14 protein-coding genes are annotated in these 14,983 nt (G+C 47.6%); 7 read left to right on the top strand and 7 right to left on the bottom strand.

The genetic code is table 11. The features are described from left to right. Positions 1-27 precede the first annotated feature (27 nt). The 4 genes from GJB61_RS14195 to GJB61_RS14180 form a co-directional block, all read right to left on the bottom strand. Positions 28-1,137 carry an ABC transporter substrate-binding protein gene (locus tag GJB61_RS14195; protein ID WP_229521683.1) on the bottom strand — a complete coding sequence of 370 codons (1,110 nt, stop codon included), beginning with the start codon at positions 1,135-1,137 and terminating at the stop codon, positions 28-30. A 139-nt stretch (positions 1,138-1,276) separates the two neighbouring features. After that, a complete protein-coding gene (locus GJB61_RS14190; RefSeq protein WP_154119151.1) occupies positions 1,277-2,194 on the bottom strand; it encodes an ABC transporter permease in 918 nt (305 codons plus the stop codon). After that, a complete protein-coding gene (locus GJB61_RS14185; RefSeq protein WP_154119150.1) occupies positions 2,194-3,006 on the bottom strand; it encodes an ABC transporter permease in 813 nt (270 codons plus the stop codon). Before GJB61_RS14185 ends, GJB61_RS14190 begins: the two co-directional genes overlap by 1 nt. Positions 3,007-3,008: 2 nt before the next feature. Then, positions 3,009-3,791: an ABC transporter ATP-binding protein gene (locus GJB61_RS14180; RefSeq protein ID WP_154119149.1), complete on the bottom strand. Its 783-nt coding sequence runs from the start codon at positions 3,789-3,791 to the stop codon at positions 3,009-3,011. A 293-nt stretch (positions 3,792-4,084) separates the two neighbouring features. Here GJB61_RS14180 and GJB61_RS14175 point away from each other — a divergent pair, with 293 nt between their 5' ends. Next, entirely contained in the window at positions 4,085-5,689 is a 1,605-nt protein-coding gene (locus GJB61_RS14175; RefSeq protein ID WP_154119148.1) for a histidine kinase N-terminal 7TM domain-containing diguanylate cyclase, read from the top strand. Between the two features lie 28 nt (positions 5,690-5,717). Continuing rightward, positions 5,718-6,785: a hypothetical protein gene (locus GJB61_RS14170; protein ID WP_154119147.1), complete on the top strand. Its 1,068-nt coding sequence runs from the start codon at positions 5,718-5,720 to the stop codon at positions 6,783-6,785. 89 nt (positions 6,786-6,874) lie between these two features. Here GJB61_RS14170 and GJB61_RS14165 read toward each other — a convergent pair whose 3' ends face one another. Beyond that, positions 6,875-7,729: an MBL fold metallo-hydrolase gene (locus GJB61_RS14165; protein WP_154119146.1), complete on the bottom strand. Its 855-nt coding sequence runs from the start codon at positions 7,727-7,729 to the stop codon at positions 6,875-6,877. A gap of 140 nt (positions 7,730-7,869) precedes the next feature. On the opposite strand from GJB61_RS14165, the gene GJB61_RS14160 reads away from it, so the two are divergent. The 3 genes from GJB61_RS14160 (at position 7,870) to GJB61_RS14150 (ending at position 10,719) form a co-directional block, all read left to right on the top strand. Further along, entirely contained in the window at positions 7,870-8,043 is a 174-nt protein-coding gene (locus GJB61_RS14160; RefSeq protein ID WP_154119145.1) for a CsbD family protein, read from the top strand. Between the two features lie 186 nt (positions 8,044-8,229). Beyond that, positions 8,230-9,075 carry a DUF72 domain-containing protein gene (locus GJB61_RS14155; RefSeq protein ID WP_154119144.1) on the top strand — a complete coding sequence of 282 codons (846 nt, stop codon included), beginning with the start codon at positions 8,230-8,232 and terminating at the stop codon, positions 9,073-9,075. A 174-nt stretch (positions 9,076-9,249) separates the two neighbouring features. Beyond that, entirely contained in the window at positions 9,250-10,719 is a 1,470-nt protein-coding gene (locus tag GJB61_RS14150) for an alpha-amylase (RefSeq protein WP_154119143.1), read from the top strand. A gap of 85 nt (positions 10,720-10,804) precedes the next feature. Here the strand turns inward: GJB61_RS14150 and GJB61_RS14145 are convergent, their stop codons facing one another. After that, the gene (locus GJB61_RS14145; protein WP_154119142.1) at positions 10,805-11,407 is read right to left on the bottom strand and encodes a biotin transporter BioY; all 603 of its coding nucleotides are present in this window, start codon (positions 11,405-11,407) and stop codon (positions 10,805-10,807) included. Between the two features lie 123 nt (positions 11,408-11,530). Between GJB61_RS14145 and GJB61_RS14140 the strand changes: the two genes are divergently transcribed. Then, positions 11,531-12,292 carry an ATP-binding cassette domain-containing protein gene (locus GJB61_RS14140; RefSeq protein ID WP_154119141.1) on the top strand — a complete coding sequence of 254 codons (762 nt, stop codon included), beginning with the start codon at positions 11,531-11,533 and terminating at the stop codon, positions 12,290-12,292. A 47-nt stretch (positions 12,293-12,339) separates the two neighbouring features. Continuing rightward, positions 12,340-14,016, top strand: coding sequence for an ATP-binding cassette domain-containing protein (locus GJB61_RS14135; protein ID WP_154119140.1), 1,677 nt, complete (start codon positions 12,340-12,342; stop codon positions 14,014-14,016). Here GJB61_RS14135 and GJB61_RS14130 read toward each other — a convergent pair. Then, complete coding sequence (locus GJB61_RS14130) at positions 14,009-14,863, bottom strand: nitroreductase family protein (protein WP_154119139.1); 855 nt, start codon at positions 14,861-14,863, stop codon at positions 14,009-14,011. The two genes, GJB61_RS14135 and GJB61_RS14130, sit on opposite strands and share 8 nt — an antisense overlap. Positions 14,864-14,983: the final 120 nt, after the last annotated feature.

The raw sequence follows: 14,983 nt of genomic DNA, 5'->3' as shown, positions 1-14,983 counted from the left end.
ATCCCTTATGCATATGAGCAAAACCCTTTATTTAGCCGCCATCTCTACAATTTCATTCGTATAGGCTTCATCCACATTCGAAGCCTTTTTAATTACACCAAACTGGAGCGCAATGTCTGCAGTCTGCTTAAATGCCGCAGCATCGGTATAGCCCATCTTGGCACTGTCAAAGCCTTCTGGCAAAATCAACTTGGCAACTTCATTCATCATGGTCAACTGATGCTCTTTCGTAGTGCTACCTGCTTCAGCCAGCTTCATCACACTGTCTACAGCCGCTGCCGGATCGGCGATAGCATCTTTCCAGCCTTTCAGGGATGCACGGACAAACTTCGCAGCTGTCTCTTTGTTGGCAGCAAGCCATTCCTTATTGGCAAACAGATTATCCTCCAACATAGCTACACCTTCGTCATTCATGTCAATGACATTCAGGTCTTCAGCCTTGATACCAGACTCTAGTATGATCTGATATTCGTTATAGGTCATTGCCGAAGCTACATCAATGTCGCCACCCAGGAACTGGTCCATCGTGAAGCCCTGTTTTGTAAACTTGATATCTTTATTGGAGTCCAACTTGTATTTATCAAAGAGCGCCAGGATTTCAAACTCATTGCCACCCATCCAGTTGCCGACTTTTTTGTCCTTCAGGTCAGCAGGTGTAGCTATACCGGCATCTTTATTGGAAACTAGGACAAGTCCACTCTTTTGGAAGATCTGAGCGATCTGTACCAACGGCATCTCTTGTTCTTGGCTGGTCAGCAAGCTCGCTACCCAGTCCACACCGATGTCCGCAGATCCGCCTGCCACCTGTTGTTCTGGCACGATATCCGGACCGCCGGGCAAGATTTCTACATTAAGGCCTTCTTCTGTGTAATATCCTTTATCCTGTGCGACAAAATAACCAGCGAATTGCGCCTGCGGCACCCATTTCAGTTGCAGCTTAACCGTCACTGGATCAGCCGCAGGTTCAGTCGTTGGTGCCGTAGTAGGTTCAGTAGTAGCATTTGCTGCCGGAGCAGCAGTGGTTTCAGCCGCCGAATTGTTATTATTCCCTCCACAACCTGCCATCAAAGAGACCACCAATATCATTGTTACCGCCAACAGCCCACCACGAAAATTTCTTTTTTTCCCGTTCTTCAATCGAACTCCCCCTACCGTAAGTTTAAGTGTGTAATGATGAAAGCACAGTATGGTTACCATCGTGGTGATCTATGCATACGGCTGTGGGAGGTTTCTCTATTCCCTGTCCACTGTGACCGGATGTAATAACGTTATGGATTTATGCCCGTTGAGAAGGATGCCATTTAATGAACACTTTCTCCAGCCGTTCCACGATCAGGTAGAAGATCACTCCGGCGATAGCGGCTAGAACGATGCAAGACCAGCCGAGCGGCATCTTGGCTACTTTAATGGAGTTAGAGAGCAGATACCCAAGACCGCGTGAAGAGAAGAAGAATTCTCCGACAATGGCCCCGATCATACTGGCTGTAGCATTAATCTTCAATGCCGTGAACACGTAGGGCAGACTGTTCTGAATACGCAAGTAGCGGAACACCGCTGGTTTATTCGCAGCGTAGGAATGCATCAGGTCAAGCGCTAGCGGATCAACTGCCGCCATTCCTTTGTAAGCATTAATTGCCATCGCAGCCATAGTTGTTGCAGTCACTATGGCTACTCTCGACCCAATTCCGTCCCCGAACCACAAGTTCATAATGGGGGCTAGCGCAACGATAGGTACAGCGTTTAGCGCCGCGACCATCGTCAGGCTGCCACCACCCCAACGAGGCCAGGCTGTAGCTGCCAAAGCAATCAGGAAACCACAGGCGGAACCGACCAGCATTCCCAGTACTGCTTCTGTCAGCGTGTAGCCTGTAAAGGACAACAGTAAGCTGAAGTTCTCTCTCATCGCCGCCACTATCGCTGACGGTATAGGCAACTGATATTTCTTCAGATCAAATATTTTATGAAAGATTTCCTGCTCCCACAAGACAAGAAACAGAATACCAGCGAGCAAAGGTAAAATCACACCGGTGTTCAGCCATTTCAAGGGACGCCGCGCTTTCCCTTGTTTATCAGGGCCTGCGGTAAGCCCAGGCTCCATAGGGCGCTTCTCCCTCACCGTTACGGAAGGAGTCTGGAGCACCTCTTTACCAGAAGCGGCTAGAAGTGAGGGTTCCCTTACAGCGTTGCTTTCCATTAGTGGCTACCTCCTTTCGGGCGGAATTCCGGCTGCCAAGGTGCCACCAGACGTTCTATTAAGGTCATCAGACCATAGCTCACAATACCGAGCAAAGCACTTACAATCACCGTAGACCAGAACATATAGGTATTTGAAGGACCATAGTAGAGATTGCGCAGCATAATGACACCTATCCCATGCTGTGCACCCATGAGTTCTACCAGAATTGCACCCGTCACAGCGAGAGGAGCAGCAATCTTGAGGCCGCTGAACAGACCAGGCAGTGCAGCCGGAAAACGCAGCTTCCAGTACACTGCCCAAGGTTTGGCAGCGTAAGAGTGCATTAATTCCAGTGCGGAGAGATCGACACTGCGCAAACCACGCAGCATATTAAGTGAAACTGGGAAGAACGTGATATAGCCGGAGATAATAACCCGCGAGATTTGCTCATCACGCACAATACCGTAAATGATTGGCGCAAGACCGAGTATCGGAATCATTTGTGAGGCAACAGCATAAGGAAAGGTCAACTGTTCTATCGTCTTGGACAGACTCATCAGCACGGCTAGCACAACACCAGCCGCTGCACCGATTAAGAACCCGACCCCAGCATTCCCGAAGGTGGCCGACCCTTCCTTCAGCAGCGTACCCCCATAATTCCACAGGGTAGATATCACTTCATGAACATAAGGCAGCTTGGACTGAGCCAGCGGGGCTTTCGCCACATGCAGCAACATCCAGGACGCCGCCTCCCATACCACAAGCAGTCCAAATACCCAAACGAAGAGCGGCAGTACACGGTCCCGCAAAAATACACTATTGCCCTTCATCCTCACACCCCTTCGAAGCTGTCGCGAATACGCGCGATCAGTTCGAAAAACTGCGGGCTGTTTCTCATCTCCGCCGTACGCGGACGCGGCAGAGGAATATCTACAATTGCAGACAGCCGTCCCGGATGAGGGGAAAGCACGAAGACCCGATCTGATAGAAAAATGGATTCAGGAATACTGTGCGTTACAAATACAATGGTGCTCTTGACCTTGGACCAGACAGACAGCAGCTCTTCATTCAAGCGCTCACGTGTAAATTCATCAAGCGCGGAGAACGGTTCATCCATTAGCAGTATTTCCGGCTCCATCGACAGCGCTCTGGCGATAGCTACCCGCTGCTGCATACCTCCGCTGAGCTGCCATGGATATTTGTCCGCGAAGCCCTGCAAGCCAACCAGTTCCAATAGCTCCATTGCTTTGTCCTCGCGGATAGACTTCTTAACACCCAAAAGTTCAAGCGGCAAAGTGATATTATGCTTCACCTTCCGCCAGTCGTATAACACCGGACTCTGGAATACAATCCCATATTTCTGAGCTAACCTGGCTTCTCGTGCGCTTTTACCAGCCACGGTAATATTGCCGCCAGTTGGCGTTATAAGATCTGCCATCAGTCTGAGCAGCGTTGTCTTGCCGCATCCGGAAGGACCAAGCAGAGAGACAAACTCTCCCTTCGCGATATCAAGACTCACATTATGCAGTGCAAGCACATCAGCCGTATCTGTCTGATAGCGCATTTCAACATTTTCCAGTAGTATTTCAGGAATTTCAGTCGCTAATAATGACATTCCTATGCCCTCCTCGATTCCCGAATAAATTGTTTAATGTTATATAACATAACATATATGAGTGCTATTCGATACATATTCTTCTTCGATGTAGTATTAACTAACATGTTACACTTTGCTCTTCGGACTCACACTAGACAAATAGTAAAATAGCTCTCGTGAAATTCCGTCATTTTGTCTAGGATTGCGCTTTTATTGTTAAGAATTGAGATTTCTGCCGATAAAGATGTTATGTATTGAGCATAGTGATCATATTCCACTACATCTTTTCTTAAGTAGGAGACAACAAGTTTATGTTTGATACTCTAATCTCAAATTATATTGTAATCGTTACTATATCCGGCGTGCTGAGTGCCTTGCTTGCCCTCTTCGCCTACTATAAAGAAACGGATTTTGCCGGAATCAAGGCTTTTATTCTGAGCTCTTGGGCTTCAGCCATATACACGTTTGGCTTCGCGTTAGAACTGTCGGGAAATACACTGCAGGAAATAAACCTTTGGATTAAGGTAGAGTATCTGGGTCTTCCCTTCATTGCACCTGCGAGTCTGATCATGGTCATGCACTTTGTGGGGCTGGAGAGGTTGATCAAAAGAGGGATGCGGAGCGTGTTATTTGCGATTCCGGTGATCACAACATTGATGGTGTGGACTAACCAAACCCACCATTTATTTTACCAATCCATTTATTTACGGCAGGGAACTCCCTCTCCACTCGTTGATGTGATAATTGGCCCTTGGTATATAGTGCATGGCAGCTTCACCTTTGGCTGTTTACTCACGGCAACCTCTCTTATTCTTTGGCAATGGAGCCGGATGAAGCGGGTGTACCGCAGACAATTAACAACCTTCCTCATCGGTCTTTGCATGCCTACTCTGGGTTCCTTTCTGTATCTGCTAGGCAAAACCCCTTATGGCATGGACCCCGTACCGGTTATTATGAGTTTGACCTCTCTACTATATATTTGGGCAATTCTTTCTAGAGGAATGTTGACCGCTGCTCCCATTGCCCGTGAAAATCTGTTCGAGAGCATGCTGGATGGCGTGCTGGTCACAGACCTGTCTGATATGCTCGTCGATTATAATCGGGCCGCCGCAGAAATGATGCAGGGCCTTGACTCCGCCGCGATCGGCAAACCACTAGCCCAGCTGTTTCTTCCCGCAGGCAAGGAGGCGGTCTCGTATGTGATGGATGCCGATCTACTTCAACACGAAGAACGAGAAGTGGCTTGGATCAAAGGTGCCGAGGTTTGTTATTATCAGGTTCGTTCCTCCCCGGTGATGAAACGAGGCGGCCACTTAGCGGGTCGGATGATTATGCTGATTGATGTGACCGAACGGACGCTGCTTCAGGAGAAGCTGCAGCAGTTGGCCACGATCGACAGCCTTACAGGCATCTATAACCGGACTCACTTCCTGGAAATGAGTAACGACCTGTTGATTCAAGCCGTAGACAACAAGACTCCATTCTCGATTATTTTGCTTGATATTGACTTCTTTAAGAGTATCAACGACCGCTATGGTCATGAATATGGAGATATAGCGCTTCAACATATTGTTGAGATATGCAGCAGGAATTTACGGGATGGGGATATATTCGGCCGTTATGGCGGCGAGGAGTTTGTGATGAGTCTGCCCAACACCACGCTTACGCAAGCTGGGCAGCTGTCTAATATTATCCGGGCAGATATTGAGCAGAGTAGTCTGCATACCCTGGTTGGTTCCATTAAAGTAACAGCCAGTTTTGGGGTAGTTGAGGCTGGCAGCCGCGATACTTCACTTGAAGAATTGCTTTCAGATGCCGACCACGCGCTCTACACTTCTAAACGAGGCGGGCGCAACACGGTGCATCTGTCGCAAGGTTCTGAGATTACACCATTCAAGCCAATTGAGGAATTATAGATTCTTAAGTCAAAGGGGAAGCGCTGATATGAGTAAGAAATTAATAATTATTTTTTCTATGCTGATAGGGATACTGATATTTTCTAATACGTCCTATGCCAGTTCGAATTATTTACCTCCAAGTAACGACAAAACGGATGTAGTCTATGTTAGTGAAAATGTAGTGGTATTAATTGACTACGCTAATAACAAAGCAGATTTAGTAGAATTAACAACAAATATGATCACAAATATTTCTAATGATGCAAATACTATTTTAGATTTAAACGTTATGAAAAATCCACAGAAAATTGTTCTGCTAAAAAAAGATAATGGTACTACAATTTCTAAAACAGTCCTTTCTTATAAGGGAACGGTTATTAGCAAAGCTAAAATAGCCCTAAAAAATACAGGGAATAAAATTAAATGGGTTGCTCCTACTGGAACAGTAAATGAACGAATAATGGTTCAATCGAATAACTCATTTAACCTTTATCAGTATCCTTGGAGCAAACCAAATGTAAGCTATAATGCTACAATCATTGATAAAGGATACGAATTTGTTAACGTGCAGGATTGGGATTTTGTGGGGTACCCTGATTTAGCTATAAAATATCAGGCGCAAGGCATTATGAGTGATGATTTTTTCGTAAAAACAGTTAATCTATATACTAAAAAAGTGCAGCTGATCAAAGACTTCAATACTGACATTAATCTTAAATATAATGGAGGCAACCTTGCCTTATTTACATCGTATACTTACCAAGCCACTCCCGCTAACGCAAGTCGTCCTATAGCTACTGAATCGCAAAAGGTATATAGATTAATCAATACTGTAAGTGGAGTAGAAATTGCATCATTAAAGGATATTTATAAAGAAGAAGGCGATATTTCGGGATGGCAAACGGAGTTAATTAATGACCAAGTGTTTGTAGGGAACTTATTGAAGCATACTTGGTCTTTATATTCTCAGAAAGGAAGTCAAATCTTGGCTAATCAAACTTGGCCTAAAGAAAGCACTTCTAAATTTTTAAGTTACAACTCAAGTGTAAAAACTGCCTATTTCCTAGATTACGCATCTGGTCAAGCTTCGATAACTTCATATTCTATTCAATAGTCCTTAAAAATTCAGATGACCCGCTAGAGGGGCTTTTTCTCAAAGTCTCCATCTTACGGGTCATAGTTCATTGCTAGTAACCACACTCGTTATTTCGTACCCGCTATAAAATATTCGACGCCCTGCTGCAAGTCCTTCGGGAGCTCCTCGAGCTTCAGGTACGTCTTCATTTCCAGCACAACCCGTTCACGGTCTTGTCCGAAAACATCCACGACACGGGCCAGCCGCTCCCAAGAGGCAAGATCAGCGCGGAATTCCGTGCCACTCATGGGTACTCCATGAGACTCTACATACCACTGAGCATCATATTTATAGGCTAAGTTAAGCAGCTTCAGAAAGCCGGTGCTGCTGTATTGCCGTGGGCCACCATATACGGAAGGACCCAGCGCATCGCCAAGAAACAACACATTGTCTTCTTTAACATAAAGGACACACGAATCTGCTGAATGGTCTCCACCCACATGATTCAGCTCACACGTAATTCCGCCCAGATCAATCGTGATCTTGTCAGCGAACACAATATCCGGTTTCATGAAGCGAATCGTTCGATGACTGCCGTATTCCTTGCGGATATGCAGGATGCTCTCGTCACTGATTATCCCTTGGACGGCAAGTCCTTCAAGGCCTTCATCAGACCAATCCAATCCACTAAGGCGAGTCAAGGCCTCGGCAGTTCCCTCGTGCGCAACTGTGGGTAGGTCCCAAGCTGACAGCCCAAAGGTATGATCCCAATGCCAATGTGTCAAGGCAATCATATCCGGCTGCCGGTAGCCATATTCAGACAGTTCCTTGCGAAACAGCTCAGCATGGGCAGGAGAATTTCCCGCATCCAGCAAAAGCGTACGTCGTTCCCCCAAGATGGCTGCCAAAATGGGTCGATCCGTCTCATGTTCTGCGTGCATAATCAAAATATGTGGACTCAGTAGCTGAAATTTATGCTTCATTATGTAGCTCCTTTCCCACTAACTGCCCTAGCGGCTTTCGTGCCTTCCGCTTCCACCCGGTTGTTTAATTTAATAGCACAGGGGGTAAATTGTAATTAGAACATCGTTTATACTAAATCTACTATAGGAGCTGAATACGGATGACAAATACAGATGGACTTAGCGACAAGATCAAAGGTGGAGTATCCAAAATCAAAGGTGAAATTAAAGACCAAGTGGGAAACGCCACTGACAATACATCTCTTCAAGCCGATGGCAAAAAAGACAAGTTGAAGGGTGCAATTCAGCAAAAAATCGGTAAGCTGAAGGAATAGCTTATTGATAAGAGAAGCTTCCATTCTTTGTATCACAGCAACTCCCAGACAGGACAATCAGTTTGGGAGTTTTTGCTGCGTATCTGCAGCTATTTATCTATCCTTATGTTGCATCAAATCGGAGCATTAAGCAACTTTTAGCACCAAGTCATCGTTTACGATATGTCTCAGGAAGGAGGAGGGCCTATGATTAAGATTGGGCTAACCGGTTTCGGTGACCATGAGGAGCTGTATGGCAAAATCAAACCCGCCGAGCGCCTGCCCACGTACAGCGCGCATTTCTCAATTGTAGAGATCGATAGTTCTTTTTACGCAGTACAGCCAGTCAAGAATTATGCCAAATGGGTCAATCAGACCCCTGATGGATTTGAATTTATTGTTAAAGCTTATCAAGGCATGACCGGACATCTGCGTGACAAAAAGAATTATTTTGCATCCACAGAGGAAATGTTCAGCGCGTTCCATACCTCCATTCAGCCTGTCCGGGAAGCGGGCAAGCTGGCCATGACCTTGTTTCAGTTTCCGCCTTGGTTTGATTGCACCAAAGAAAACGTTGAACTGCTGCGCGAAACCAAGGAACGGATGTTGGATGTTCCCTGTGCAATTGAATTCCGCAATGATTCTTGGTATAGTCCCGGACTGCGAGAGAAGACCTTACAGTTCATGGAGCGGGAAGGGTGGATTCATACAGTGGCCGATGAACCTCAAGCAGGAACGGGCTCTATTCCCATAGTTGCCATAGCCACTTCAGCAGAAGCTACCTACGTACGTTTACATGGCCGCAATATCGGCGGCTGGCAGCAGAGCAATCACCCGGATTGGCGCAAGCTGCGTTACCTTTATCGTTATAATACGGATGAGCTGACTGAGTGGCGGGACCGACTGCTAGAGCTTGAGAAGACCTGCCGCGAGTTGTACGTAGTTTTCAATAATAATTCCGGGGGCGATGCTACGGCCAATGCCAAGGAATTGCAGGCTTTACTTGGCATTGATGGCGGACTAGCCCCTTTGCAACTTGATTTATTTCAATAGGTAAATTCCCAGGGTTATGCATATTACCCAATGATGGAATAATGTTTATTAACATCATGATTTAAAGAGGCAGCCCTGGGGGTATTAGTATATTAGGAAACAGCATTTTATTTGTATACATAACAATACATCAGAGAAAAGATACACGCATGATGTTGGAGGAGGCAGTTGGGCATGAAGAGAAACCATACTATGATGCAGTTTTTTGAGTGGCATGTGGCCGCGGACGGGAATCATTGGAAGCACTTAGCAGAGATGGCGCCGGAATTAAAGGAACTCGGAATTGATGCCGTGTGGGTTCCACCGGTTACCAAAGCAGTCTCAGGCGACGATACCGGTTACGGTGTCTACGATCTCTATGATCTGGGCGAATATGATCAAAAAGGAACCATACGCACTAAATACGGCAACAAACAGGAGCTGCTCGATGCGATTGGCGAGTGTCAAAAAAACGGCATCGCCGTTTATGTCGACCTTGTGATGAACCATAAGGCTGGTGCAGATGAGACTGAAGTATTCACGGTTATCGAGGTCGATCCTAATGATCGTATGAAGGAAATCTCGGAGCCCTTCGAAATTGAGGGCTGGACCAAATTCACCTTTCCAGGCCGGGGAGATGAACATTCCTCCTTTAAGTGGAACTTTAATCATTTTAATGGCACTGATTATGATGCCAAGGGAGCTCGAAGCGGTGTATTCCGAATTGCGGGCGAGAACAAGACCTGGAACCAGAATGTCGATGATGAATTCGGGAACTATGATTATCTAATGTTCGCCAATATTGATTATAGTGAGCCGGAAGTCCAAGAAGAGATGCTGCGGTGGGGAGGATGGTTGGTAGATACGCTTCAGTGCAGCGGTTACCGTCTGGATGCCATCAAGCATATTAACCATGATTTCATCAAGGAATTCGCGGCAGAGATGATCAAGAAGCGCGGTGAGGACTTTTACATGGTCGGGGAATTCTGGAATTCCAATCTGGAGGCCTGCCAGGAGTTTCTGAATACGATCGATTATAAGATTGATCTATTCGATGTCTCTCTCCATTACAAGCTTTATTCTGCTTCCTTAGGTGGCAGGGACTTTGATCTATCTAAGATTTTTGATGATACTCTGGTACAGTCACACCCGGCCAATGCTGTTACCTTCGTGGATAATCACGATTCCCAACCTCATGAAGCGCTGGAGTCATGGGTAGGCGACTGGTTCAAGCAAAGTGCGTATGCACTCACCCTGCTGCGTCGGGACGGTTATCCAGTTATCTTTTACGGTGATTATTATGGAGTAGCAGGACCCGCACCCATTGCGGGCAAAAAAACGGCGATTGATCCCCTGCTGTATGCCCGAAATCACAAAGCCTACGGAGAACAGGATGATTACTTTGATCACCCCAATACCATTGGCTGGGTGCGCCGCGGCATTGAGGAAATCGAGCATTCCGGTTGCGCGGTAGTCGTCTCTAATGGCGATAATGGCAATAAAAGAATGCTTGTCGGAGAGCAACGGGCCGGAGAAGTCTGGGTAGATTTCACCCATAATCAAGAAGGAACGATAACGATTGAACAAGATGGATGGGCTACCTTCCCGGTAAAAGGCGGGAGCGTCTCAGTCTGGGCCCTTCCGGATGCCGAGATTAAGAAATAATAGCACTAATTAATGAAGAAAAAGGAGTACTCCAACGGCCACGTGGCTCTTGGGTACTCCTTTTTTGTATAAATGGATGTGCGCCTCAGACCGTTGCTTTCTCCTCATCAAGCCAGACGCCGCTGTCCCGACCTAAAATACGCTCGATAGGATATACTTTCCATACAGCTGATACGACAGCTGCACATAACACAGCCTTGACGAAATCACCTGGCAGGAAAGGCCACATACCCGCAGTCAGTGCCTTAGATAGAGATTCCATCCCGGTATTATAGGCCAGCCAGCCTACTCCCCCAGGATAGGCAAACAGCGCACCGAAGATGAAATTAACCAATAACAGCTTAACAAAGGTATATTTATTCTGTTTCATGCGCTGAGCGAACAGGCCCACCAGCAGGGCAGTGAAGGGCCATGAGAAAATATATCCCCCTGTCGGCCCAACCAACACAGCTATCCCCCCTCTTCCGCCCAGAACAGGGAACCCAACCGCAGCAAGCCCAATTACTATCAGTACCGCCAGCGTGCCATAGCGTGCGCCCAAGATGGACCCAGCCAGCATAACGGCCAGGGTCTGAAGCGTGATTGGTACGGCTGAGAAAGGTAATATAAATTTCAAATAGCTCATGGCTATCATAATACCAGCGAATAATGCACTAAATATCAGGCCTCGAGTCGTCCATTTCTTCATTTGCAGGCTTACCCCCATTTTTTAGGATCACTATAACATCCCTTTTCACATACATCAATGTTTAAATATTTGTTATAATCGATTACAAATGTTCAGAAAACTGGCAGGGAAGCAGGCATGATAATGATTCAGACACATCAATTAACCTTGTCCTTCCGAGATGGCCAGCGTAGGCTGCCGGTATTGCAAGGCGTCACAATACATATTGAACAGGGAGAATGGGTGGCACTAACAGGACCTAACGGCTGCGGCAAATCAGCCCTAATTCGTACCTTTAACGGTCTGAATGTTCCTTCTGGCGGCAGCCTGATCGCGGCCGGACTTGATTTGCGTTCTCCGTCCCATCGCTCCGCTGTCAAACAGAAGATTCAGCTCGTGTTCCAGAATCCAGAGTCTCAGACTGTGGGTTCTACTCCGTTCGAGGATATCGCCTTTGGCCTGGAGAACCGGGGTCTTTCTCGCACTGAGATGGGAGAGCGCATTAAGCGTGTCTTACAGAAGGTGGGATTAGCTCATAAAGCAGAGCATGAGGTTTCAACCCTTTCCGGTGGCGAGCGGCAACGGCTGGCCGTAGCCAGCTGTCTTGCTCTGGAGGCAGAGATGATCCTGTTCGATGAGGCTACCTCTATGCTGGACCCTGCCGGACGGCGAGACATTCTTGCTCTCGCTAAGGAACTATGGCAACAGGGTACCACCGTGCTCTGGGTTACCCAACGCATGGAAGAGCTGGCAGAAAGCCCACGCATCCTGGTTATGGAGTCCGGGAAGATAATCTATGATGGAGACCCAAGGACTCTCTTCTATAGCTCTACACTCCCGGAGACCTTGGGATGGCAACCTCCTCCGGTTGTCCGTATCGGGCGTCTGCTGCAGACACAAGATTAGCCTGCTCATCTGTTGCCGTTGACAGAGGCTGATCTGGAGGGCGTCCTATGATCGTTCAGATGGAAGGCGTATCCTTTCAGTATGATAAAACACCAGCGCTCTGCGATATCCAACTGGAGATTCCACAAGGTAGCCTCACCGTCCTGTGCGGGATTACCGGCAGCGGCAAATCTACGCTGCTGCGTTTAATTTCAGGTCTGGTTAAACCTTCAACTGGAAGTATTTCGTATGGCGGAGACGTTAACCCTAAACGCATCTCCATGGTCTTCCAGCAGCCGGAAACACAGCTGTTTGCGAGTAGTGTGTATAAGGATATTGAATATGGTCTGGAACAACATGGCGTTCCGAAAGCTAGCCGGAGCGAGCTTATTCAGAGTGCTCTAGCTAAAGTGGGACTCCCCTTTGAGGAATATAGCGAACGCTCGCCCTTTCTCTTGAGCGGTGGCGAGAAACGGCGTCTTTGTATCGCTGGAGCTATTGCCGTACAGCCTAGGCTGCTTATTCTGGATGAGCCCACAGCCGGTCTCGATCCTCCAGCTGCACAGGCTCTCTTGGAATTGGTCCAGAAACTGCAGCAGAGCGGACTGACAATCGTGACTGGCACCCATGATTTGGATGCGTTCTTCCCGATAGCCGACCAAGCTGTAGTCATGTCCCAGGGTTCTGTTTATTACAGCGGTCCCATCCACCCGTTAACCACTGATCCCGCCAAGCTTAGCGCAGCTGGACTGGAGCCTCCTGCATATGTACGAATCGGAGCAACCCTCAAGGAAAAAGGCCTTATCAAAAAAACACCCGCTTCCTTGGAGGATGTGCTCACGGAGCTTCAAGCCCATCCGCTGGCTATCCCAGTCATTTCCCGTAATATAATGGAGGTTGTTGAGGATGCCGATGCCGACGTTCTTCCCACTGAGGACAATCGCTTTCAGGCGTACAGCGAGGTAATACACAGCAAAACTACCACCCTAAAATCAAGGTGGCAGGAGCGGGACCCCCGCGTCAAATGGCTGGGGATGGTATTGGGCTCTTTTATCATTCTGGGAATGCATTCTCTGTTACCTTTGCTGCTGACTACTGGAATTATAGCCGGACTTCTAGGCTCCGCCGGCCTTTCCTGGGCAAGAACGGTATGGTTCTTCAAGCCGTTCCTTCTGATGTTCCTGTTCCTCTGGATTCTGTCGGCGATAACCTGGAGTTCTCCCGATTATAGTCTGGGTCCGATTGGATTCACCAACGAGGGCATCATTCTGGGTGGCTTAAGTGTGCTCCGGTTTCTGCTGCTAGTCGCCATCGGGTTCCTTTTTACGGAGACCACTACAGGTGCCCCACTGCGTGAAGGGTTGGAATGGGCCATTGCGCCGCTTAAGAAGCTTGGCATCCGCACCCGCAATGTGTCGCTGGCCGTATCCATCACGCTGCAGTTCGTTCCCTGGATACTCGGCAAGCTGTCACAGCTGCAGTTAGCGCTGCGCTCACGCGGAAGACAGCAGAACAAGCTTAAGCAATGGACACCTCGCCAGATTTACATGCTCCTTGTGCCTTTGCTTATCCTTGTCATTAGCATGGGTGATGAGCTGGCGACAGCGATTGAGTCCCGTGGGTATGACTCCAAGAAAGACCGGACTCCAACGTATGCCCTGATCTGGCGGAGAAGCGATACGTTGTCGCTAATCTGCATTTTGCTAGTAACGGGCTTACTCTGGTGGTGTTCCCTAGCTACTTAATTGCGTAACTTAACATATATTCGGCTTGTGGAGCTTCAATCTGCGGATCATTAATGACCCATGAGCCTGAAATCCCCAGCTCCTGACAAGCCAGTTCAAAATCACAGGCGGCAATCCCAACATCAATCCGCTGCATCTCAAAGCCCACCTTGTTGCCGCTGTAATTCGGAGTCATCACTAAATAAAAATGCGCTTGCTTCCGGTCGGGAGACAGCACTACTCTCCATGGCTGCTTGTTAGAGGCTGAAGGTCCAAGTCGGACCATCTCCAGCGGAACGGCCAAGTTCCCAGCTTCTTCACGGGTTAATTCCACCTTGAATTCAGAATCATAAAACAGCTCTGACCACGGTTTTCTTTGATCCGCTTTTACTACAAAACGCATGGTGGACTCCACCACGCTATGTTTCTCCCGGGCATAACCCACTGGTGTAATACAAGGAATGAGCTCATCGGCTCCCAGCTTAATCTCACGCGCGAAGGAATTACGGTTGAAAGTTCCCCCGATCCAGCAAGTGCCCAGGCCAAGGCTGGTCGCATAAAGAATCAGCTTCTGAAAAATATAACCAAATTCCAATAGCGACTGCTTATCATTTTTTATTCTGCCCACCAAATAGGCTTGCGGGTTCTTAATGATTCCGTACGCCCCCAGCTTAATCCCCTTGTCATTACCTTCCCCTTTAGCCCATATCCATTCAATGTCTGCTCTTCCGCCAAGGGGTCCGGCCAGCTTCTCCTCATTGTTCAGGTAATCCATTATGGAAGTGTGAACAACCTCTTCAAGCGGTGTCGATTCATAAGTACGTACAGATTTACGCTTCTCAATCACTTCGATCACTGAGTTACTCATCTCCGTATACTCCTCTCTTCTTGCAGATTTTCATTAAAAAAAGCACCTGCATCATGCAAGAGCCGTCAAAAAGATGCTGTATCCTCTATAGTTGTTTATTCTTCAATCTGTATCATGGCA

Source organism: Paenibacillus monticola, from assembly GCF_009664975.1.
Lineage (GTDB): Bacteria > Bacillota > Bacilli > Paenibacillales > Paenibacillaceae > Paenibacillus_AQ > Paenibacillus_AQ monticola.
The sequence above is the reverse complement of the archived record's forward strand: the minus strand, read 5'-3'. Positions and strand labels throughout refer to the sequence as shown.

Excerpts from the sequence above, each read along its gene's own strand:
- GJB61_RS14175 (WP_154119148.1), top strand. The coding sequence starts at position 4,085 with ATGTTTGATACTCTAATCTCAAATTATATTGTAATCGTTACTATATCC.
- GJB61_RS14185 (WP_154119150.1), bottom strand. The coding sequence starts at position 3,006 with ATGAAGGGCAATAGTGTATTTTTGCGGGACCGTGTACTGCCGCTCTTC.
- GJB61_RS14145 (WP_154119142.1), bottom strand. The coding sequence starts at position 11,407 with ATGAAGAAATGGACGACTCGAGGCCTGATATTTAGTGCATTATTCGCT.
- GJB61_RS14150 (WP_154119143.1), top strand. The coding sequence starts at position 9,250 with ATGAAGAGAAACCATACTATGATGCAGTTTTTTGAGTGGCATGTGGCC.
- GJB61_RS14130 (WP_154119139.1), bottom strand. The coding sequence starts at position 14,863 with ATGAGTAACTCAGTGATCGAAGTGATTGAGAAGCGTAAATCTGTACGT.
- GJB61_RS14140 (WP_154119141.1), top strand. The coding sequence starts at position 11,531 with ATGATTCAGACACATCAATTAACCTTGTCCTTCCGAGATGGCCAGCGT.
- GJB61_RS14170 (WP_154119147.1), top strand. The coding sequence starts at position 5,718 with ATGAGTAAGAAATTAATAATTATTTTTTCTATGCTGATAGGGATACTG.
- GJB61_RS14155 (WP_154119144.1), top strand. The coding sequence starts at position 8,230 with ATGATTAAGATTGGGCTAACCGGTTTCGGTGACCATGAGGAGCTGTAT.
- GJB61_RS14180 (WP_154119149.1), bottom strand. The coding sequence starts at position 3,791 with ATGTCATTATTAGCGACTGAAATTCCTGAAATACTACTGGAAAATGTT.
- GJB61_RS14160 (WP_154119145.1), top strand. The coding sequence starts at position 7,870 with ATGACAAATACAGATGGACTTAGCGACAAGATCAAAGGTGGAGTATCC.
- GJB61_RS14165 (WP_154119146.1), bottom strand. The coding sequence starts at position 7,729 with ATGAAGCATAAATTTCAGCTACTGAGTCCACATATTTTGATTATGCAC.
- GJB61_RS14190 (WP_154119151.1), bottom strand. The coding sequence starts at position 2,194 with ATGGAAAGCAACGCTGTAAGGGAACCCTCACTTCTAGCCGCTTCTGGT.
- GJB61_RS14135 (WP_154119140.1), top strand. The coding sequence starts at position 12,340 with ATGATCGTTCAGATGGAAGGCGTATCCTTTCAGTATGATAAAACACCA.